Here is a 19,869-nt window from a genome sequence, read left to right on the forward strand (position 1 = left end):
ACGGCCGCGGTCACGGTGATCGCGGCCGTGACCTCGGTGCCGTCCGGCAGGATCACGGCGAGCGTGTGCGCACCGGCCGGGGTGGCCGCGGGGATCGTGACGGTGCGGGAGAACGACCCGTCGGCCGCGGCCGTCACCGTGCCCAGCGACACCGGGTCGCTGCGGAGCTCCAGCTGCAGCTCGGCACCCGCCGCGAAGCCGCTGCCCGAGACCGTGACCGTGCCGCCGGCCGCGACCGTGGTCGCGCCCAGCTCGACGGACGCGGGCTGCTCGGGCTCCGGCTCCTCGGTCACCGGGGGAGTGACCCCGGCCTCGGTCACCCACTTCTCGCCCGCGTCGGACTTCGTCACCGTGAACGTGTCGTACACGGCGCCCACGGGCAGGTCGGTCGACGCGGACGCCGTCTTCTCCGCCAGGTACGACCGGTACACGAGCTGGTTCTTCGACACGTCGATCACCTGGTACGTGGTCACGCCCTCGCCGCGCAGCACCTGGGTGGCGCCGTTGTTGGTCCAGACGTTCTTCTCCGGCGTCTCCAGGTCGTAGTGCTTCGCGCCCGAGTTCGACACCACGTACACGGGTCCCGTGGTGAGGCCGGGGGTGTCGGTCGCGTCGGTGTTCACGTAGCCGCGGGCGTACGTGTGGTCGTGGCCCATCAGCACCAGGTCGATGTCGTTGCGCTGGAACACGGGCAGCCACTCGGCACGCAGCACCGGCTCGTCACGGCCGGCCGATGCCGAGAACACCGGCTGGTGGAAGGTCACGACGTTCCACTTCGAGGGGCTGTTCTGCAGCAGCAGGTCGAGCCACGCCGCCTGGAACCGCGTCCACAGCGTGCCGATCTGCGACGACGGGCAGTCCGCGCCCGAGCACGACGGGAGGCCGGCCGGGGTGAGGAAGGTCGTGTCGCGCGTCGCGTTCAGCGTGATGAAGCGCACGCCCTGGTAGTCGGTGTAGTACGCGGTCTCCGCGGCGAACGCGCTCCAGTGCTCGAAGAACGCGCGGTACTGCTGCGCCACGGGGGAGTCGCCCTTCGCGAGGTCGGCCAGGGCGCCGATCGAGCTCATCGAGGGGTTGTTGTGCGGGTACTCGAAGGCGGCCTTCCACGCCGTGAGCAGCTTGTCGCCGGAGTACTCGTGGTTGCCGGGGGCCGCCATCACGTTGGTGCGGACGGCCGAGTCCTCCATGCCCTTGAACCAGTTGAGCCACTCGTTCTCGTTGCTCGACGTGTTGATCAGGTCGCCCGCGTGCACGGAGCCGATGGAGCGCGGTGCGTTCGCCTCGGCCTGCTTCACAACGCTCGGCCACGTGGTGTCCAGACCGATCTGGGCGTCGCCGTAGTACAGGAACTGGAAGTCGGTGGCGTTCGGGTCGGCCGTGCGGAAGGTGAACCAGTCGCTCCAGCTGCCGGGGAGACCCACGCGGTAGCGGTACTCCGTCGCCGGGGTGAGTCCGGTCACGGTGGCCGAGAAGTGCTTGTTCGGGTTGCCGTTCACGACCCCCGCGTCGTACGCGTCGACGACGCGCGTCTCACCGCCGGCCGCCGCGCCGATCTCGACCTGTCCGACCGTGTGCGAGGCGTCGCCCGCGAGCCACGAGAACGACTGCGACACCTCGGGCCGCTCGGTCGGGGTGAGGATCACGCGCGTGGGCGGGGCGATCACCGGGGTGCCCGGGTCGGACGCGGGCACGAGCGTGAGCGACGACATGTCGAAGTAGATGTCGGAGCTGGTGGCGCGGTCCTGGAACAGCGACACCGCGATGGTGTTGGTGCCGTCGTGCAGCAGTGCGCCCTCGGCGCTGAACGTGCTGGTGAGCGGGTCGCCGTTGGAGTCGCCCGCGTACTCGACGTTGGTGGTGTCGGTGATGCGGCCGTCGACGTAGCGCGCGACCTCCGTGCCGTTGATCCACACGACGAGCGCGTCGTCGTAGGTGACGGTGCTCTGCAGGGCTGCGACCTGCTCGGCGACGCCGGCCTCGAGCTCGAACGTGGTGCGGAAGAAGTACGTCGGGACGGTGGGCGCCTTCACCCCGTCGAGGTAGTGGTTCAGGAGCGTCTTCGGCGTCTGCGGCCCGACAGCGCCGAGCTTGCCGTTCTTCGCGCCGAAGCTGCCCGGAGCGGTCTTCCAGGCGCTGTCGTCGAAGGCGGGCAGGGTCCAGTCGCGCAGGGCGGCAGGGGCGGGCGACGGGTCGGTGCCGTCGTCGAGATAGTGCCAGGCGGTGTCGCCGGTGATGAGCGAGCCGGTGGGCACCTCGGGGTCGGGTGCGGCGAGGGCCGCGGGAGCGACGACGGCGCCGCCGAGCACGGCGAGCAGCGCGACGGACGTGAGTCCGCGACGCCGCCACCGCACCGCAGGGGTGGGGGAGGTCATGTCAGTCCTTCGTGGGTGGGGTTCCGTGCTCAGCCGCACGGGGCCCGTCCAGCCCATCGAAGCCGGATGACCGTCACCTGACGCCGAGACGACGGGGAGGTGAACGCGGGCGCCCCGGTACGCTGGAACCCATGCTCAACATGGCCGACGGCCTCGCCCGTCTCGGCGCGCTCGCCGAGAATCCCGTCGTCCGCACCCTCGCGCAGGCGTTCGCTGAGGCCGGGTTCGAGCTCGCCGTCGTGGGCGGACCGGTGCGCGACGCCCTGCTCGGCCGGGAGACGCACGACCTCGACTTCACCACGAACGCCTCGCCCGACCAGATCCTCGCGATCGTGAAGCCCGTGGCCTCGGCGCACTGGGACATCGGTCGCGCGTTCGGAACGATCGGCGCGCGCGTGCGGGGCGAGCAGGTCGAGATCACGACGTACCGCGCCGACAGCTACGACGGGGTCACCCGCAAGCCCACGGTCGAGTTCGGCGACACGATCGACGGCGACCTCGTGCGGCGCGACTTCACCGTGAACGCGATGGCCCTCCAGGTGCCGGCGGTGAAGCTGATCGACCCGACCGGAGGCGTGGAGGATCTGGTGGCCGGGGTCCTCCGCACGCCCGCCGACCCGCGGGTGTCGTTCGGCGACGACCCGTTGCGCATGCTGCGGGCCGCCCGCTTCAGCGCCCAGCTCGGCTTCCGCGTCGACGACGACACCGCCGCCGCGATCACCGAGCTCCGCGAGACCCTGGCGATCGTCAGCCCCGAGCGCATCCAGTCCGAGCTCGTGCGGCTGATGCAGACCGACGACCCGGTGCGCGGCATCCGCGTGCTGGTCGACACCGGCCTCATCGAGGAGTTCCTGCCCGAGGTCAGCGAGCTGCGCCTCGAGGTCGACGAGCACCACCACCACAAGGACGTGTACGAGCACTCGCTCACGGTGCTGCGCCAGGCGATCGCGCTGGAGCACTCCCGGCACCCCGGCGCCGCGCCCGACGTGCCGCTGCGCATCGCCGCCCTCCTGCACGACATCGGCAAGCCGCGCACCCGCAAGCTCGAACCGGGCGGGGCCGTGACCTTCCACCACCACGACGTGGTCGGCGCGCGCATGGCCCGCAAGCGCCTGCAGGCCCTGCGCTTCGACACCGCCACGACCGACGCCGTCGCCGCCCTGATCGAGCTGCACCTGCGGTTCTTCGGCTACGCGGAGGGCACCTGGACGGACGCGGCCGTGCGCCGGTACGTGCGCGACGCGGGCGACCTGCTGGAGCGCCTCCACATCCTCACCAGGGCCGACGTGACCACGCGCAACAAGCGCAAGGCCGCCCGGCTCTCCGCGGCCTACGACGACATCGAGTCGCGCATCTCGGCGCTGCGCGAGCAGGAGGAGCTCGACGCGATCCGCCCGGAGCTCGACGGCAACCGCATCCAGGAGGTGCTGGGCATCCGCCCGGGCCGCGAGGTGGGCGAGGCGTACAAGTTCCTGCTCGACCTGCGCCTCGACGAGGGCGTGCTCGGGCCGGAGGTCGCCGAGCAGCGCCTGCGCGAATGGTGGGCCGCCCGCGGCTGACCGCCCCCTCCCCGTGCGGGGCTCAGTGCAGCGGCGGACCCACGACCGCGGCACTGTCCGGCGGCAGCGTGAGCAGGCCGTCCGCGCGCGTGTGGGCTCCGGTCGACACGAGCTCCACCGCCTCGTCCGCGACCGCGAAGACCGCCCGGGCGGGGGAGAGGTTCACCAGCACCGACAGCGCCCCCCGGTCGATGCGGTACACGCGATGCTCCGGGCGGCCGTCGGTGGCGCGCACCTCGACCCTCGCGTGCGTCGTGTCGGGCTCCGTCAGCTCCGGCCGCTCCCGGCGCAGTCGCGCGAGGTCGCGGTACAGGCGCAGCAGTCGCGCGTGCTCGGGTCGCTCGACCTCCGCCCAGTCCAGGTGCGAGCGGGCGAAGGTGTCGGGGTCCTGCGGGTCGGGCACCGCCGCCGGATCCCACCCCATGCGCGCGAACTCGGCCGTGCGGCCCTCCGCGACCGCGCGGCCCAGCTCCGGCTCCGGGTGCGACGTGAAGAACTGCCAGGGCGTGGTCGCCCCCCACTCCTCGCCCATGAACAGCATGGGCGTGCCCGGGGCCGTGAGCGTGAGCACCGCGGCGACCGCGAGGCGGTCGGGCGAGAGCGTGGCGGAGAGCCGGTCGCCCGCCGCCCTGTTCCCGACCTGGTCGTGATCCTGCGCGAAGGTCACCAGCCGCCACGACGGGACCTCGGGCGGGATCGGTGCTCCGTGCGGGCGGTCGCGGAACGTGGAGAACGTGCCGTCGTGGAAGAAGCCCCGGTCGGTGACCTTCGCCACGGCCTCCGGCGATGCGAAGTCCTCGTAGTAGCCCGTGGTCTCGCCGGTGAGCGCGACGTGCACCGCGTGGTGCCAGTCGTCCGACCACTGCGCCGTGAGCCCGTACCCTCCGGCCTCGCGCGGCAGGATCAGCGTCGGGTCGTTGAGGTCGGACTCGGCGATCAGCGTGAGCGGACGGTTCTGCTGCGCCGACAGCGCGTCGACCCGCTCCGACAGCTCGCGCAGCAGATGCACGGGCCGGGTGTCGTGCAGGGCGTGCACGGCGTCGAGCCGCAGGCCGTCGACGTGGAAGTCGCGCAGCCACATCAGGGCGTTGTCGATGATGTACGCCCGCACGGCCGGCTCGTCGAGGTCGACCGAGTCGCCCCACGTGGTGCTGTCGCCCTCGCGCAGGTACGGACCGAACAGGGGCAGGTAGTTGCCGCTCGGGCCGAGGTGGTTGTACACGACGTCCTGCACCACGGCGAGGCCCCGGGCGTGCGCGGCGTCCACGAAGCGCTGATACGCCGCCGGGCCGCCGTATTCCTCGTGCACCGCGAACCAGAGCACGCCGTCGTAGCCCCAGTTCCACCGCCCGTTGACGGCGTTCACGGGCAGCAGCTCGACGTGGGTCACGCCGAGCTCGACCAGGTGGTCCAGCCGGGCGACCGCCGCGTCGAGCGTGCCCTCGGGTGTGTACGTGCCCAGGTGCAGCTCGTAGATCAGCCCGCCTGCGAGCTGCCTTCCGGTCCAGTCGCTGTCGGTCCACGCGAACGCGGCGGGGTCGAACGCGGCCGAGGCCTCGTGCACGCCGTCCGGCTGCCGCCGCGACCGGGGGTCGGGGCGCAGGTGCGCGTCGTCGTCGATCAGGAAGCCGTAGCGCTCGCCGTCCGCCAGGATGCCGTCGCCCCGCCACCAGCCGTCGGCCGCAGCCGTGAGCTCCGTGTCGGTCGCGGTGCCGTCGGCCGCGAGCCGCCGCAGCCGCATCCGCCGTGCCCGCGGAGCCCACACCTCCATCACGACCGTGCTCCCCTCACCGCGCGAGCTCGATGAGCGCCACGGGATACGTGTCCAGCAGCTCGGCCAGCCGCACGGGCCCCGGGGCGATGCGGCGCCCGGTCAGCAGGTCGGTCCCGGGGATGTCCGGCCGCATCATCACGGTGTCGCCCCAGCCGCCGCGCCGCGCGAGGCCCACGGGCAACCGCGTCGCGATCGCGGTCGCCCCGCCGCGGTGCACCGCGACGGCATGCTCGGCGGCCGCCCCCTCGACCACGGCCGGGCGGTAGAAGCGGAACAGCTCCGGGTTGTCGCGGCGCAGGCGCAGCGCCCGGGAGGTGACCAGGAGCTTCGCGGCGCCGGAGTCGTCGATCGGCGGGAGGATGCCGCGGGCGACCTCGGCATCCAGCTCCCTCAGCATCCGCGCCCGCAGCGCGAAGTCGACCGGACGACGGTTGTCGGGGTCGACCAGCGACAGGTCCCACAGCTCGGAGCCCTGATACACGTCGGGCACGCCGGGGCCGGTGAGCTGCAGCAGCTTGGCGGCGAGCGAGTTCGAGCGGCCGTGGCCCGCGATCTCCGCGACGAAGCGGTCGAGGATCGGGGCGGCGTCGCCCTCGACGGCCTGGGCGACGGCCGCGAGACCCTCCTCGAACGCGGCGTCGGGGCGCTGCCAGGTGGTGCGCTCCGCCGCCTCGCGCGCGGCCTTGGTGGCGTACGCCAGCAGGCGCTCGGACGGGATCGGCCACGCGCCGACCGCGGCCTGCCACAGCAGGGCGTCGAGCGGACCGTGGCCCGTGGTCGCCACGGCGCGCAGCTCCTCCAGCACCTCGGCCCATCGCTCCGGGACCTCGGACAGCACCGCGAGCCGCGCCCGGACATCTTCCGAGCGCTTGGTGTCGTGCGTGGAGAGCGTGGTCATCGAGTACGGCCAGGCGGCGAGCCGGGCCCGCTGCGCCTCGTGGAACTCCTCGACCGTGACCGCGGGGATCGACGGGTCGGCCCCGACCTCCGTGAGCGTGCCCAGCCGCGTGTACCGGTAGAACGCGGTGTCCTCCACGCCCTTCGCCATGACAGCGCCGGTCACCTGGGGGAACCGCTGCGCGACCTCCAGCGACGTGTCCCTCAGCAGGGGTTCGAGCTCGGTGAACGCCGCGTCGAGGTCGGGGCGCCGCCGCCGCGCCTCCGCGAACGCCGCGCGCAGGTGCTCGCTGCCCTCGGGCAGATAGGCGCGATACACCGGGAAGCACGCGACCAGCTCGGCGAGGGCGTCGTCGGCGTGCACGATGCCGCGCGGCAGGGTGCGCACGAGGCGCCGCACCTCCGCGACCAGCAGGGTGTCCGCGATCATCCGCTTCGTGTCGTGGATCAGGTCGGGCCATGCCAGTGCGGGCGGAAGCCCCGTCTCGGCGCGCAGTCGTGCGTCCAGGCGGTCGAGTGCGGCCACGCCGTCGCGGTCGACGAACAGCCGGTCCAGCTCGGCCAGCGCGTCGTATCCCGTGGTGCCGTCCGTGCGCCACCAGGCCGGCAGCGCCTCGCCCGGCTCGAGGATCTTCTCCACGAGGGTGTACGCGCGACCGGTCGCGTCGGCCAGCTGCTCCAGGTAGCCGCCCGGGTCGACCAGGCCGTCCGGGTGGTCGACGCGGAGCCCGTCCGCGAGCCCCTCGCGCAGCCAGCGCAGGATCTCGCGGTGCGAGTCGGCGAACACGTCCGGCAGCTCCACCCGCACCCCGGCGAGCTCGGACACCGCGAAGAAGCGCCGGTAGGTGAGGTCGGTGTTCTGGTCCTCCCAGTACCGCAGCTCGTAGTGCTGGGCGGCGAGCAGTCGCGGCAGGTCGTCCGCGAGCGCGGCGGTGCCAGGGGCGAGGGGCAGCTCGTGCTCGAAGTAGCGCAGCACGCCGTCGGGGGCGTCGGCGGCCGGGGTCGCGTCGACCACGAGTTCGCCGTTCGCGCGGGCCTCGTCGGGCGCGGAGCCGAGCAGCGGCAGCAGGATCCGTCCGCCGCCGGCCGCCCAGTCGATGTCGAAGGCCGCCGCGCGCCTGGTCTGCCGCCCGAGCCGCAGCACCTCCCACCACCACGGGTTCTGTCGCGGCACCGCGACGCCCACGTGGTTGGGCACGATGTCGACCAGCACGCCCAGCCCCGCGTCGTGCGCGGCCGCGGCGAAGCGCTCGAGACCGGCCTCGCCGCCGCGGTCCGCGTCCACGCGGGTGTGGTCGACCACGTCGTACCCGTGGGTGGAGCCGTGCACGGCCGCGAGCAGCGGCGACACGTAGACCCACGAGGCCCCGAGGTCGGCGAGGTACGGCGCGAGCTCGGCCGCCGCGTCGAGCGGGAGGTCCCGGCTGATCTGCAGGCGGTACGTCGACAGTGGCCGTCGGGTCATGCGTCGGCCTGCTCGCTCTGCGAGCGCAGCGAGGCGTCTACGGAGTCGTCGGTCGCGAGGGGTTCGCCGTCGATCTCGCGCAGCACGATCATGGCCTTGCCCTCCAGCGGGATCGTGGCGCGGGCATCGAGCGGCCGGGTGTCGTCGATCGCGCCGGCGGTGTCGACGGCCACCGACCACTCGCGGCCGTGGCGTTCGTCGGGCAGCACCAGCTCGACGGGTTCGTCTCCGCTGTTGAAGTACACCAGGAAGTTCACGTCCTCCACCGGGCGGCCGCGGCGGTCGTTCTCGCGGATGCCGCGGCCGTTGAGGAACATCCCCACCGAGCGTCCGAAACCCGAGTCCCAGTCCTCCGGTGCCATCGGGCCGCCATCGGGCCGCAGCCAGACGACATCCGGGATCCGCTCGCCGTCGTCCGCGCTCGCCGGTCGCCCGTCGAAGAAGCGGCTGCGGCGGAAGGTCGGGTGCTCGCGCCGGAGTCGTGCGACCGCGGCGGTGAACTCCACGAGCGGCAGGTCGGCGGCGTCCCAGTCGATCCAGGTGAGCTCGTTGTCCTGCGCGTAGCCGTTGTTGTTGCCGTGCTGCGTGCGCCCCAGCTCGTCGCCGTGCGAGATCATCGGCACGCCCTGCGACAGCAGCAGCGTGGCGAGGAAGTTGCGCTGCTGGCGCGCTCGCCGCCGGTTCACCTCGACGTCGTCGGTCGGGCCCTCGACGCCGTTGTTGTCGGAGCGGTTGTGCGATTCGCCGTCGTTGTTGTCCTCGCCGTTGTCCTCGTTGTGCTTGTCGTTGTACGACACGAGGTCGCGCAGCGTGAAGCCGTCGTGCGCGGTGACGAAGTTGATCGACGCGACCGGCCGCCGTCCGGAGTGCTCGTACAGGTCGGCCGAGCCGGTGAGGCGGGCCGCGAACTCGCCCAGCGCCTGCGGTTCGCCGCGCCAGAAGTCGCGCACGGTGTCGCGGTACTTGCCGTTCCACTCCGACCACTGCGGCGGGAAGTTGCCCACCTGATAGCCGCCGGGCCCCACGTCCCACGGCTCGGCGATCAGCTTGACCTGCGACACCACCGGATCCTGCTGCACGAGCTCGAAGAACGCGGCGAGGCGGTCGACGTCGTAGAACTCGCGGGCGAGCGTGGAGGCGAGGTCGAAGCGGAACCCGTCGACGTGCATCTCCGTGACCCAGTAGCGCAGCGAGTCCATGAGCAGCTGCAGGGCGTGCGGGTTGCCGGCGTTGAGGCTGTTCCCGGTGCCGGTGTAGTCGGTGTAGTAGCGGCGGTCCTCTTCCAGGCGGTAGTACGCCTCGTTGTCGATCCCGCGCATCGAGAGGGTGGGCCCGAGGTGGTTGCCCTCGGCGGTGTGGTTGTAGACCACGTCGAGGATGACCTCGATGCCGGCCTCGTGCAGGGTGCGCACCATGGCGCGGAACTCCTGCACCTGCTGGCCGTGCTGACCGGTCGCCGAATAGGCGTTGTGCGGGGCGAAGAACCCGAGGGTGTTGTAGCCCCAGTAGTTCGACAGACCCTTGTCCTGCAGCACCGAGTCGTTGACGAACTGGTGCACGGGCATGAGCTCCAGCGCGGTGACGCCGAGGCGCTGCAGGTGCTCGACGACGGCGGGGTGGGCGATGCCGGCGTAGGTGCCGCGCAGCTCCTCCGGGATCTCGGGGTGACGCTGGGTGAGGCCCTTCACGTGCGCCTCGTAGATCACGGTCTCGGCGTACGGGGTCTTAAGGCGACGGTCGCCCGCCCACTCGAAGAACGGGTTGATCACGACGCCCTTGACCATCGCGGCGGCGGAGTCGTCGTCGTTGCGGGAGTCGGGGTCGCCGAAGTCGTAGCCGAACAGCGACTGCCCCCAGTCGATGTCGCCGGCGACGGCCTTGGCGTAGGGGTCGAGCAGCAGCTTGTTCGGGTTGAAGCGCCGGCCCTGCGCGGGGTCGTGCGGGCCGTGCACGCGATACCCGTACAGCTGCCCCGGCTGCACGGTGGGCAGGTAGCCGTGCCAGACGTACGCGTCGACCTCGGTGAGTGGCACCCGGGTCTCGGTGCCGTCGTCGTCGAACAGGCAGAGCTCCACGCTCTCCGCGCCCTCGCTGAAGAGGGCGAAGTTGGTGCCCTGTCCGTCGAACGTCGCGCCCAGCGGGTAGGCCTCGCCCGGCCAGATCTCGCGGCTCATCCGGCGAGGGCGTGGTGGCGCGAACCGGCGGCCATGGCGCTGACGATGCCGACGGCGTGGTCGAACTCGTAGACCTGCGCGACCTCGACGGCGCGCGCATAGGGGTGACCGAGGTAGCAGACGTAGAGGGGCGGCACGACGTCAATGTAACCCACGGGCGAGGCGGGGTCGACGACATATCTGTCGAAGTCGATCCGCTCGCAGGACTGCTCAGCGGCACCGGCGGACGGAGGCGTCTGCGTGCGCTGCGGGGAGCCAGTGGGGATGGGGGTCTCGACGTTCATGGCGTCTCTCCTGACTCGTGGGTGTGACCTCACGATAGGAAGCGGGACGGATTCGGAGAACGCCATTGCCAGGGCGGCCGGGAGGGGGTATGGGACCCGCCCTCCGGGCCGTCGGGCGCTCAATTCTCGCGGCGCCTCTCGAAATCGGAGAACACGACGCCGGACTCGTACGCGGTCGTCTCCACGGCGTCGAACCGCTCGGGGCGATACGGGCGCTCGCCGAAGAGGGGGATGCCCGAGCCGAAGAGGAGCGGCTGGCGTTTGAGCACGAGCCGGTCGATCTCGTCGGCGAGGGTGGCCGCGAGGGCGCCGCCTCCGCACAGCCAGATCGCACTGCCGTCCTCCTGCTTGAGCCGGCGAACGACCTCGACCGGGTCTTCCGCCGTCACCTCCAGGTTCTCGGCCTCGGCCGTGTGCGCGCGGCTGAACACGATCTGGCGCAGGTGCCGGTACGGGCTCGGCAGGCCGCCCACCTGATAGGTGTTCCAGCCCATCAGCACGGTGTCGAACACGTCGTTGCGCTGCTCGATGCCCAGCGCCTCGGCGGCGACCGTGGGGATCGTGTCGGCGAACCGGGCGTTGATGCCGTCCATGTGGTCGCCCTCGACGAGGAAGGCGTCGAACTCTCCGCCTGGGCCGGCGATGAAGCCGTCGAGCGTGACGGCCACGTAGTACACGAGTTCTCGCATGATTCTCCAATCACTACATCTGTCGCGGTTGAGACTACAACAGCCGTAGTGATTGCGCTAGGGTCGAGGCATGGTCAAGAACGAGTCGCGTCGCCGCGTGATCGCCGACGCCGGGCTGACGGTGCTGGCCCGCGAGGGCTCGCGCGGACTCACCCACCGGGCCGTCGACGTCGAGGCGCAGGTGCCCACGGGGACCACGTCGAACTACTTCCGCAGCCGCGAGGCCCTGATCGAAGGACTCGTCGACCGCATCGGGGAACGGCTCGCTCCGACCCCCGAGGATCTGGAGCGTCGCGCCGCCGGCACCCCCGGCCCCGCGCTGTTCGCCGACTACGTGCGCGACATCGTGCGTCGGCTCACCGGCGACCGCGACGTGACGCTCGCCCTGTTCGAGCTGCGCCTGGAGAGCGCCCGGCGCCCCGAGCTCGCGGCCGTGCTCGGCGCGTGGCAGCGCGCGGGCTTCGACGCCGACGTGGCCTTCAACACCGCGGCGGGCCTGCCCGGCGGACGCGCGGAGATCGCCCTGTTCCACTACGCGATCGACGGCCTCCTGCTCGACCGCCTCACCACCCCGATCGACCCCGACACCTCGACCGATGCCGTGATCGACGCCCTGGTCGCGGGCCTGCTCCGCTGAGCCTTCGAGCCCCTGCCCGGGAGGAGTCCCGCGGGGGCGCGAGGCGATATTCCGCCGCAGGTCCAACGCTCCTACACTGAGGGCACGCCCGTTCTCGACGAAGGAGATCGCGTGTCTGCACCGTGGCAGGGAACCCACGGGTCTCTCCCCGAGGCCCCGCGCCTGCTCGTCGAGCGTGCGCACGAGGAGCTGATCGCCGGGAACCTCGACGACCGCCGCCTGCAGGAGGTGCGCCCGCTCGTCCGGGAGTCGTGGGAGCGGTCATGGCGGGGTCGCGTCGGACCGGAAGGGCTTCCGCCGCTCGACCTGCACGCCGAGGAGCTGGAGGAGTACCGCCTCGCGCATCCGCTCGCCTCCGCGATGGACCTGATCCGTGCCCTGCTGCTGCCGGGCTCCTCGGAGGACTCCGGGGTCGTGATCGCCGTCGGCGACCAGGCCGGGCGGCTGCTGTGGATCGAGGGCGACGCGCAGCTGCGCTCCCTCACCGACGGCATGGGCTTCGTGGCGGGGGCGAACTGGTCGGAGTCCGCCGTGGGCACCAGCGCACCGGGCACCGCGCTCGCCCTCGGGCAGTCGGTGCAGATCCGCGGCGCCGAGCACTACAACCGGCTCGTGCACCCGTGGTCGTGCAGCGCGGCGCCCGTGCGCGACCCGGAGACCCAGCGGGTGCTCGGCGTGATCGACATCACCGGCGGCGCCGAGGTCGTCACCCCGCAGGCCCGGCTGCTCGTTGACGCGACCGCCCGTGCCGTCGAGTCCGAGCTGATGGTGGCCCGGCTGCGGCGGCGCGCCGAATCCCCGCGCAGCCGTCCCTCCCCGAAGCCCCGAGCGACGGCGACCGCCCGCGCGCGGCTGCACGTGCTCGGCCGCGACCGCGCGCGGCTGGAGACGGAGTCCGCGCACGAGGAGGCGGTGATCGAGCTGAGCGCGCGGCACGCCGCCATCCTCCTGATGCTCGCGGTGCACCGGCAGGGGCTCTCCGCCGAACGGCTGTGCGAGCTGGTGTACGGGCCCGACGTGTCGCCCGACACCCTGCGCCCGGAGATGGTGCGGCTGCGGAAGGTGCTGGAGCGCACGGCTCCCGACCTGGTGCCCGAGTCCCGCCCGTACCGGCTGCCTGTGCCGCTCGAGACCGACGCCCACGACGTGCTGTCGCTGCTCGACCGCGGCGCCCACCGCGTCGCGCTCACCGCCTACCGCGGTGCCGTGCTGCCCGAGTCGACCTCACCGGGCGTGGAGGAGTTCCGCGACACCGTGCGCGCCGCGCTCCGGGAGGCGATGCTGTCGGAGGCGAGTCTCGACGTGCTGCTCGCGTACGCGGACATCCCCGAGGGGCGGGAAGACGCGGAGGTGCTGCGGCTCGCGCTGGAGATGCTGCCCGCGCGCTCGCCGCGGCGGGCGGGCCTGGTCACCCGCATCGAACGCGCTGTCGGTGGCCCCGCGTAGCGTCCGGGCATGACCGAGATCCGTCCGTTCCGGGTGCACGTGTCCGACGAGGTGCTCGACGATCTGCGCGCCCGCCTTCGACGCGCGCGGCTGCTCGACGACTCACCCCGGCGCATGCGCTCCGGCATGAACGCGGCCTGGCTGCGCGAGCTCGTGCAGTCCTGGGCGGAGTGGGACTGGCGGGCCCGGGAGGAGTGGCTCAACGGCTTCCCGCAGTTCCTCGCCGAGGTCGACGGCACCGACGTCCACTTCGCGCACCTGCGCTCCGAGCGGCCCGACGCCCCGGCGCTGCTCCTCATGCACGGCTGGCCGCACACGTTCGCGCTGCAGCTCGACGCCGCGGCGCTCCTCGACGACGTCCACGTGGTGGTCGCCAGCCTGCCCGGTTTCGCGTTCTCGCAGCCCTACGCCGACGGTCCGGCCGACGAGCGGCGTTTCGCCGCCACGATGCACCGGCTGATGACCGAGGTGCTGGGCTACGACTCCTACGTCACCTACGGAGAAGACGTCTCGGCGAACGTGAGCGATCTGATCGCCGCGTCATACCCCGAGCAGGTGGCGGGCATCGTCGCGACCCATGCGCACTTCGGCACGCCGGAGGAGCGGGCGGCCAGCGACGACCCGGAGGTGCAGGCGTTCTTCGCCCGGCTCGACGCCGAGCACGGACCGAACGGGTCGTACGGGCACGTGCAGTGGGCGCGGCCCGACACGCTGGCCGCGGCGCTCAACGACTCCCCGGCGGGGCTGCTCGCGTGGATCGCCGAGAAGCTGTCGGAGTGGGCCGACACTGACGGCGACGACCCGGCGGCCGTGGAGGCCGCGATCTCGCGCGACCGCATCCTCACCGAGGCGATGATCTACTGGGTCACGCAGAGCATCGCGAGCTCCTTCCGGCCGTACTACGAGGGCGCCGACACTCCGGCCCCGATGCCGCCGGTCACGGTCCCCGCCGCGGTGTTCATCCAGCGCCACGAGCACGACTACCCCGAGGGGCTCGCCCGCGGCTACTACCGCGACCTGCGCGTGTTCGAGCGGCTCGAGCACGGCGGGCACTTCACGATCGCCGAGGTGCCGGGGGCGATGGTCGAGCGGTTCCGCGCCTTCCTCGCCGCGCTCCCCTGAGGCTGCAACCTCCTGCAACGTTGCGCACGGGGCTGCAACGGGGAGCCGCCTACCGTCGGAGACAGCCGCTGAGCATCGAGGCCGCGGCCCACCCGTCGAAGGAGACCCCATGACCATCGTCGAAGAAGACGTGTCCCTCGCCTACGCCGCTCCGGGGCAGCCCGGTGCCGTGGCCACCTATCGCCCCCGGTACGGGCACTACATCGGCGGCGAGTTCGTCGAGCCCGTGAAGGGTCAGTACTTCGAGAACATCAGCCCGGTCAACGGCAAGCCCTTCACCGAGGTGGGCCGCGGCACGAGCGAAGACGTCGACCGCGCGGTCGACGTGGCGTGGAAGGCGTTCGCCACCTGGGGCAAGACCAGCCCCGCCGAGCGCTCGGTGCTGCTGAACCGCATCGCCGACCGGATGGAGCAGCACCTGGAGGCCATCGCGGTCGCCGAGACCTGGGAGAACGGCAAGCCCGTGCGGGAGACCCTCGCCGCCGACATCCCCCTCGCGATCGACCACTTCCGTTACTTCGCCGGGGTCCTGCGGGCGCAGGAGGGCGGCATCAGCCAGCTCGACGAGAACACCGTCGCGTACCACTTCCACGAGCCGCTGGGGGTGGTCGGACAGATCATCCCGTGGAACTTCCCGATCCTGATGGCCGTGTGGAAGCTGGCGCCGGCGCTCGCCGCGGGCAACTGCATCGTCATCAAGCCGGCCGAGCAGACCCCCGCCTCGATCCTGTTCCTGTTCGACCTGATCGGCGAACTCATCCCGGCCGGCGTCGTGAACATCGTGAACGGGTTCGGCATCGAGGCCGGGGCGCCGCTCGCGCAGCACAAGCGCATCCGCAAGGTGGCGTTCACGGGCGAGACCACGACCGGGCGGCTGATCATGCAGTACGCGTCGCAGAACCTCATCCCGGTGACGCTGGAACTGGGAGGCAAGAGCCCGAACGTGTTCTTCGAAGACGTCGCGCGCTCCACGACCGACCCGTTCTACGACAAGGCGCTCGAGGGCTTCACGATGTTCGCGCTGAACCAGGGCGAGGTGTGCACGTGCCCGTCGCGGGCGCTCATCCAGCGCTCGATCTACGACGGCTTCCTCGCCGACGGGCTGGAGCGGGTGAAGAAGGTCGTGCAGGGCAACCCGCTCGACCCGGCGACGATGATCGGCGCGCAGGCGTCGAACGACCAGCTGGAGAAGATCCTCAGCTACATCGACATCGGGAAGCAGGGCGGGGCGCGACTGCTCGCGGGCGGTGAGCGGGCCGACCTCGGCGGCGACCTGAGCGACGGGTTCTACGTGCAGCCGACCGTGTTCGAGGGCACGAACGACATGCGCATCTTCCAGGAGGAGATCTTCGGCCCTGTGCTGTCGGTCACCTCGTTCGACGACTTCGCCGACGCGATCTCGATCGCCAACGACACCCTGTACGGTCTCGGCGCGGGGGTGTGGAGCCGCAGCGGCGACACGGCCTACCGCGCCGGCCGGGCGATCGAGGCCGGCCGGGTGTGGACGAACACGTACCACCAGTACCCGGCGCACGCCGCGTTCGGCGGGTACAAGCAGTCCGGCGTCGGCCGGGAGAACCACAAGATGATGCTCGACCACTACCAGCAGACGAAGAACCTCCTGGTGTCGTACGCCGAGGGCCCGATGGGCTTCTTCTGATCCGCCTCCCGGGCGGGCGCGGCAGCGTCCGCCCGGGATACTCCGGTCGTCGAGCGAGCGACGCGCGAGCGGCGGGGTCTCGCTCGACGACCGGGCACCACGGAAGGACGAGCACATGACGGAGAGCACCCCCGAGCGGGTCGCGGTGACGGAGCCCGCGGCGGCCCTCGTGCGCGAGCTCACGACGCAGCACGGTCCGCTCATGTTCCACCAGTCGGGCGGCTGCTGCGACGGCTCCGCGCCCATGTGCTACCCCGTGGGGATGTTCCTCACCGGTCCGGGCGATGTGCTGCTCGGACGGCTCGACGTGGGGCTGACCGAGCCCGTGGAGGTGTTCATGTCGGCGTCGCAGTTCGAGTACTGGAAGTACACGCACCTCACGATCGACGTGGTCCCCGGCCGCGGCGCCGGCTTCAGCGTGGAGGGCCCGACGGGTCTGCGGTTCCTCATCCGCTCGCGCATGCTCGACCCCGCCGAGCTCCTGTCTCTCGGGCTCGCCTGACCGTACGGTGATCTGCCGTACACTGGGGCGATGAGTACTCCCCTGAAGAACGCCCGCCTGGAGTTCCGCGTCACCTCGGAGCAAAAAGCGGCGATCGAGGAGGCGGCTGCCATCGAGGGTCGTACGGTGACCGACTTCTCCGCTGCGGCCCTCGTGGAGCGGGCGGAAGAGGTGATCCAGCGCGACCGCAGGATGCTCGTCGACATGGTGCGCTTCGACGCATTCATCGAGGTGATGGACCGCCCGGCGCGGTCCATCGACGGGCTGCGCACGCTCCTGGACCGGGAATCTGTGTTCGTTGACTGAGTTCCTCACGCCGCGGCCGGTCGCCGTGGGCGACGCGGTCGCCGACTTCCGGTGCGGGGTGGAGAGCCTCGATATCTGGCTCCGCGGGCGCGCGCGTCGCAACGAGAAGAGCGGCGCATCGCGCACGATGGTCTCGGTCACGCGCGAAGGCCGGGTGGCCGGGTATTACTGTCTGTCCGCGAGTTCGCTCGACCGTGCCGAGGGTCCCCGTCCGCTGTCGGCCGGGATGCCGTCGTCCGTGCCGGTCGTGCTCCTCGGTCGGCTCGCCGTCGATCAGGAGTTCTCGGGACTCGGGCTCGGGGCCTCGCTGCTGCAGCACGCGACCCTCCGTGCGCTGGAGGCCGCGGCCACGATCGGCATCCACGCCGTCCTGGTGCACGCGATCAGCGACGAGGTCGTGCCCTTCTACGAGCGCTTCGGCTTCACGGGCTTTCCCGGAGAGCGCCGCACGCTGTACCTGCTGACGAAGGACGCCCGCGCGACGCTCAGGCGGTGAGGCCGTCGAGCATCGCCCGGGAGGCGCGGGTGCGGGCGCGCAGCGCGTCGGCGAGGGCGGCGACCGCGGGGAGCCGCAGCGACTCGGGCCGGGCGACCATGTAGTACGGCAGCTTCTCGGCGAACACCGACGGCAGCAGTCGCACCAGGTCGTCGTGGCGGTCGGCGGCGAAGCACGGCAGCAGCCCGATGCCCGCGCCCGCCCTGGTCGCCTCCACGTGCACGAACACGTTCGTCGACGTGAGGCCGTCCTGCATCCCGGGCACGAGCCGGCGCGGGAGGTCGAGTGCGTCCACCTGCAGCATCGAGTCGACGAAGTACACCAGGCGATGCCGCTCCAGCTCCTCCCGCGTGGCCGGCGTGCCCGTGCGTGCGAGGTAGTCGCGCGAGGCGTACATGCCGAGCGTGTAGGTGCCGAGCTTCACCGCGTGGGCTCTGCGGGTCTGGGGTGCGCCGACCACCACCTCCAGGTCGAGCCCGGCGCGGTGCTCGGCCGCCCGACGCGTCGCGGCGACGATCTCGACGGTCAGCCGCGGATGCTCGAGGCGCAGGTCGGCGATGGCGGGCGCCGCGATGTAGGCGCTGAAGCCGTCCGTGGCCGACATCCGCACGACGCCCGCGACCGGGTCGGGGGTGTCGCCGCCGCCGTCGTCGAGCTGCGATAGTGCGGCCTCGATGCGTCCTCCGGTCTCGGCGGCGGTGCGCCCGAGGTCGGTGAGCTCCCATCCGGATGCGGACTGAGCCACGACCCGTCCGCCGAGGGCGTCTTCCAGGGCGGCGATGCGCCGGGCGACCGTGGTGTGGTCGAGGCCGAGGTGCGTCGCGGCGCTCGTGTAGCGACCGGTGCGGGCGACCGCGAGCAGCACGAGCAGGTCGTCAGCCCGGGGTCGCCTCGTCGCCTCCATTCTGCAATTATGCACAGGGGCTGCGCGTGACTGGGCATTGCTGCAGCCTCAGCGCCCGCCGACACTGGTCGGGAGGTGTCACCGTCGACACCCGAAGGAGAGACATGGCATCCCCCACTGCTGCATCCCCGACCGCCGCACCCCCGTCGAAGCTCAAGCGCGTCGTCGCGGCCTCCATGGCCGGCACCGTCGTCGAGTGGTACGAGTTCTTCCTCTATGCCACCGCTGCGAGCCTGGTGTTCGGCACCTACTTCTTCCCGGCGACCGGATCCCCGCTCGACGGCATCATCGCCGCCTTCGTCACCTACGCGGTCGGCTTCATCGCGCGCCCGCTCGGCGGCATCGTGTTCGGGCAGATCGGCGACCGCTTCGGCCGCAAGCCCACCCTGCAGGCCACGATCATCATCGTCGGCGCCGCGACGTTCCTGATGGGCTGCCTGCCCGGGTTCCAGAGCATCGGCTACTGGGCCCCCGCGATGCTCGTGGCCCTGCGGTTCATCCAGGGCTTCGCGGTCGGCGGCGAGTGGGGCGGCGCGGTGCTGCTGGTCGCGGAGCAGAGCCCCGACCGCTCGCGTGCGTTCTGGTCGAGCTGGCCGCAGGCCGCCGTCCCGGTGGGCAACCTGCTCGCCACGCTCGTGCTGCTCGTGAGCTCGTGGGTCATGAGCTCCGCGGCGTTCCTCGAGTGGGGCTGGCGCATCGCGTTCTGGCTGTCCGCCGTGATCGTCCTCGTCGGTTACTACATCCGCCGTCACGTGGAGGAGGCGCCGATCTTCCTGGAGGCGAAGGCCCAGGTCGAGACCGAGAAGGCCACCTCCTACGGCGTCGTCGAGGTGCTGCGCCGCTACCCGGTCGGCATCGTGCAGGCCATGGGCCTCCGGTTCGCGGAGAACATCGTCTACTACATCGTCGTCAGCTTCACGATCGTGTACCTCAAGACCGTGCACGAGTACGACACCAGCCAGCTGCTGCTGGCGCTGCTGATCGCACACGTGGTGCACTTCGCGGTCATCCCGCAGCTCGGCCGGCTCGCCGACCGCTGGGGCCGCAAGCCCGTGTACCTGACCGGCGCGATCCTCAGCGCGACGTGGGCGTTCTTCGCCTTCCCGCTGTTCGACACCCTCAACCCGGTGCTGATCGTGCTCGCGGTGACGATCGGGCTCTGCTTCCACGCGTTCATGTACGCGCCGCAGCCGGCCGTGATGGCGGAGCTGTTCCCGACGCGCATGCGCTACTCGGGGGTTTCGCTGGGCTCGCAGGTGACGGCCATCCTCGCCGGCTCGCTCGCGCCGATCCTGGCGATCCAGTGGCTGCGCGACTTCGGCTCCTGGCTGCCGATCGCGATCTACATCGTGATCGCCTGCGTGGTCACGGCGATCGCCGTGCTGTCGCTGCGCGAGACCACCGGCATCTCCCTGCAGGCGATCGACGACGAGGACGCGGCGCGCACCGCGGCACGGCTGGACGCGGAGAAGGCCATCGCATGACGGATCTGTCCGGACGCCGGGCCCTCGTGACGGGCGGAGCGAGCGGGATCGGCGCCGCGTGCGTGCGCGCGTTCGCCGCCGCGGGGGCCCGGGTGACC

General features: G+C 71.7%; 16 protein-coding genes and 1 pseudogene. 10 read left to right on the plus strand and 7 right to left on the minus strand.

Features of this window, described 5'->3' with window-relative positions; genetic code table 11:
- The coding region (locus DW299_RS00645; RefSeq protein ID WP_136035275.1) for a purple acid phosphatase family protein at positions 1 to 2,372 on the minus strand (2,372 nt) is incomplete at its 3' end.
- 131 nt (positions 2,373 to 2,503) lie between these two features.
- Between DW299_RS00645 and DW299_RS00650 the strand changes: the two genes are divergently transcribed.
- Complete coding sequence (locus DW299_RS00650; RefSeq protein WP_136035276.1) at positions 2,504 to 3,931, plus strand: CCA tRNA nucleotidyltransferase; 1,428 nt, start codon at positions 2,504 to 2,506, stop codon at positions 3,929 to 3,931.
- 22 nt (positions 3,932 to 3,953) lie between these two features.
- Here DW299_RS00650 and treZ read toward each other — a convergent pair whose 3' ends face one another.
- The 5 genes from treZ to DW299_RS00675 all read right to left on the minus strand — a co-directional run bounded on the left by treZ (position 3,954) and on the right by DW299_RS00675 (position 11,214).
- Entirely contained in the window at positions 3,954 to 5,702 is a 1,749-nt protein-coding gene (gene treZ, locus DW299_RS00655; RefSeq protein ID WP_168443045.1) for a malto-oligosyltrehalose trehalohydrolase, read from the minus strand.
- A gap of 16 nt (positions 5,703 to 5,718) precedes the next feature.
- Complete coding sequence (gene treY / locus DW299_RS00660) at positions 5,719 to 8,067, minus strand: malto-oligosyltrehalose synthase (protein ID WP_136035278.1); 2,349 nt, start codon at positions 8,065 to 8,067, stop codon at positions 5,719 to 5,721.
- The gene (glgX, locus tag DW299_RS00665; protein WP_136035279.1) at positions 8,064 to 10,241 is read right to left on the minus strand and encodes a glycogen debranching protein GlgX; all 2,178 of its coding nucleotides are present in this window, start codon (positions 10,239 to 10,241) and stop codon (positions 8,064 to 8,066) included. The genes treY and glgX overlap by 4 nt, the downstream gene beginning before the upstream one ends.
- On the minus strand, positions 10,238 to 10,525 hold the full coding sequence (locus DW299_RS00670; protein ID WP_136033824.1) for a hypothetical protein: 288 nt from the start codon (positions 10,523 to 10,525) through the stop codon (positions 10,238 to 10,240). The genes glgX and DW299_RS00670 overlap by 4 nt, the downstream gene beginning before the upstream one ends.
- 119 nt (positions 10,526 to 10,644) lie before the next feature.
- Positions 10,645 to 11,214 (minus strand): dihydrofolate reductase family protein, encoded by a 570-nt coding sequence (locus DW299_RS00675; RefSeq protein ID WP_136033828.1) that lies wholly within the window; start codon positions 11,212 to 11,214, stop codon positions 10,645 to 10,647.
- A 70-nt stretch (positions 11,215 to 11,284) separates the two neighbouring features.
- On the opposite strand from DW299_RS00675, the gene DW299_RS00680 reads away from it, so the two are divergent.
- The 7 genes from DW299_RS00680 (at position 11,285) to DW299_RS00710 (ending at position 17,383) form a co-directional block, all read left to right on the plus strand.
- Positions 11,285 to 11,851, plus strand: coding sequence for a TetR/AcrR family transcriptional regulator (locus tag DW299_RS00680; RefSeq protein ID WP_136033830.1), 567 nt, complete (start codon positions 11,285 to 11,287; stop codon positions 11,849 to 11,851).
- A gap of 111 nt (positions 11,852 to 11,962) precedes the next feature.
- The gene (locus tag DW299_RS00685) at positions 11,963 to 13,297 is read left to right on the plus strand and encodes a GAF domain-containing protein (protein WP_136035280.1); all 1,335 of its coding nucleotides are present in this window, start codon (positions 11,963 to 11,965) and stop codon (positions 13,295 to 13,297) included.
- Between the two features lie 9 nt (positions 13,298 to 13,306).
- Entirely contained in the window at positions 13,307 to 14,419 is a 1,113-nt protein-coding gene (locus DW299_RS00690) for an epoxide hydrolase family protein (RefSeq protein WP_136035281.1), read from the plus strand.
- A 109-nt stretch (positions 14,420 to 14,528) separates the two neighbouring features.
- A complete protein-coding gene (exaC, locus tag DW299_RS00695; protein WP_136035282.1) occupies positions 14,529 to 16,079 on the plus strand; it encodes an acetaldehyde dehydrogenase ExaC in 1,551 nt (516 codons plus the stop codon).
- 115 nt (positions 16,080 to 16,194) lie between these two features.
- Positions 16,195 to 16,581, plus strand: a complete 387-nt coding sequence (locus tag DW299_RS00700) for a DUF779 domain-containing protein (protein ID WP_136035283.1) — start codon at positions 16,195 to 16,197, stop codon at positions 16,579 to 16,581.
- 30 nt (positions 16,582 to 16,611) lie between these two features.
- Positions 16,612 to 16,887 carry a type II toxin-antitoxin system TacA family antitoxin gene (locus DW299_RS00705; protein WP_136033841.1) on the plus strand — a complete coding sequence of 92 codons (276 nt, stop codon included), beginning with the start codon at positions 16,612 to 16,614 and terminating at the stop codon, positions 16,885 to 16,887.
- The gene (locus DW299_RS00710) at positions 16,880 to 17,383 is read left to right on the plus strand and encodes a GNAT family N-acetyltransferase (RefSeq protein ID WP_136035284.1); all 504 of its coding nucleotides are present in this window, start codon (positions 16,880 to 16,882) and stop codon (positions 17,381 to 17,383) included. The genes DW299_RS00705 and DW299_RS00710 overlap by 8 nt, the downstream gene beginning before the upstream one ends.
- On the opposite strand, the gene DW299_RS00715 is transcribed toward DW299_RS00710, so the two are convergent.
- Complete coding sequence (locus tag DW299_RS00715) at positions 17,373 to 18,287, minus strand: LysR family transcriptional regulator (protein ID WP_136033845.1); 915 nt, start codon at positions 18,285 to 18,287, stop codon at positions 17,373 to 17,375. The genes DW299_RS00710 and DW299_RS00715 overlap by 11 nt on opposite strands.
- A 104-nt stretch (positions 18,288 to 18,391) precedes the next feature.
- Here DW299_RS00715 and DW299_RS00720 point away from each other — a divergent pair, with 104 nt between their 5' ends.
- Positions 18,392 to 19,771 carry an MFS transporter gene (locus tag DW299_RS00720; protein ID WP_136035285.1) on the plus strand — a complete coding sequence of 460 codons (1,380 nt, stop codon included), beginning with the start codon at positions 18,392 to 18,394 and terminating at the stop codon, positions 19,769 to 19,771.
- Positions 19,768 to 19,869: pseudogene (locus DW299_RS19440) on the plus strand (3-hydroxybutyrate dehydrogenase); the annotation flags it as partial. The gene DW299_RS00720 and the pseudogene DW299_RS19440, both read left to right, overlap by 4 nt.

This window comes from Microbacterium sp. K35 (assembly GCF_004794375.1).
GTDB lineage: Bacteria > Actinomycetota > Actinomycetes > Actinomycetales > Microbacteriaceae > Microbacterium > Microbacterium sufflavum.

What these genes read in the sequence shown, in the direction of transcription:
- DW299_RS00670 (WP_136033824.1), bottom strand. Translation starts at nt 10,525, where the DNA reads ATGAACGTCGAGACCCCCATCCCCACTGGCTCCCCGCAGCGCACGCAG.
- DW299_RS00720 (WP_136035285.1), top strand. Translation starts at nt 18,392, where the DNA reads ATGGCATCCCCCACTGCTGCATCCCCGACCGCCGCACCCCCGTCGAAG.
- DW299_RS00715 (WP_136033845.1), bottom strand. Translation starts at nt 18,287, where the DNA reads ATGGAGGCGACGAGGCGACCCCGGGCTGACGACCTGCTCGTGCTGCTC.
- treZ (WP_168443045.1), bottom strand. Translation starts at nt 5,702, where the DNA reads ATGGAGGTGTGGGCTCCGCGGGCACGGCGGATGCGGCTGCGGCGGCTC.
- DW299_RS00700 (WP_136035283.1), top strand. Translation starts at nt 16,195, where the DNA reads ATGACGGAGAGCACCCCCGAGCGGGTCGCGGTGACGGAGCCCGCGGCG.
- DW299_RS00705 (WP_136033841.1), top strand. Translation starts at nt 16,612, where the DNA reads ATGAGTACTCCCCTGAAGAACGCCCGCCTGGAGTTCCGCGTCACCTCG.
- treY (WP_136035278.1), bottom strand. Translation starts at nt 8,067, where the DNA reads ATGACCCGACGGCCACTGTCGACGTACCGCCTGCAGATCAGCCGGGAC.
- exaC (WP_136035282.1), top strand. Translation starts at nt 14,529, where the DNA reads ATGACCATCGTCGAAGAAGACGTGTCCCTCGCCTACGCCGCTCCGGGG.
- glgX (WP_136035279.1), bottom strand. Translation starts at nt 10,241, where the DNA reads ATGAGCCGCGAGATCTGGCCGGGCGAGGCCTACCCGCTGGGCGCGACG.
- DW299_RS00690 (WP_136035281.1), top strand. Translation starts at nt 13,307, where the DNA reads ATGACCGAGATCCGTCCGTTCCGGGTGCACGTGTCCGACGAGGTGCTC.
- DW299_RS00675 (WP_136033828.1), bottom strand. Translation starts at nt 11,214, where the DNA reads ATGCGAGAACTCGTGTACTACGTGGCCGTCACGCTCGACGGCTTCATC.
- DW299_RS00680 (WP_136033830.1), top strand. Translation starts at nt 11,285, where the DNA reads ATGGTCAAGAACGAGTCGCGTCGCCGCGTGATCGCCGACGCCGGGCTG.
- DW299_RS00650 (WP_136035276.1), top strand. Translation starts at nt 2,504, where the DNA reads ATGCTCAACATGGCCGACGGCCTCGCCCGTCTCGGCGCGCTCGCCGAG.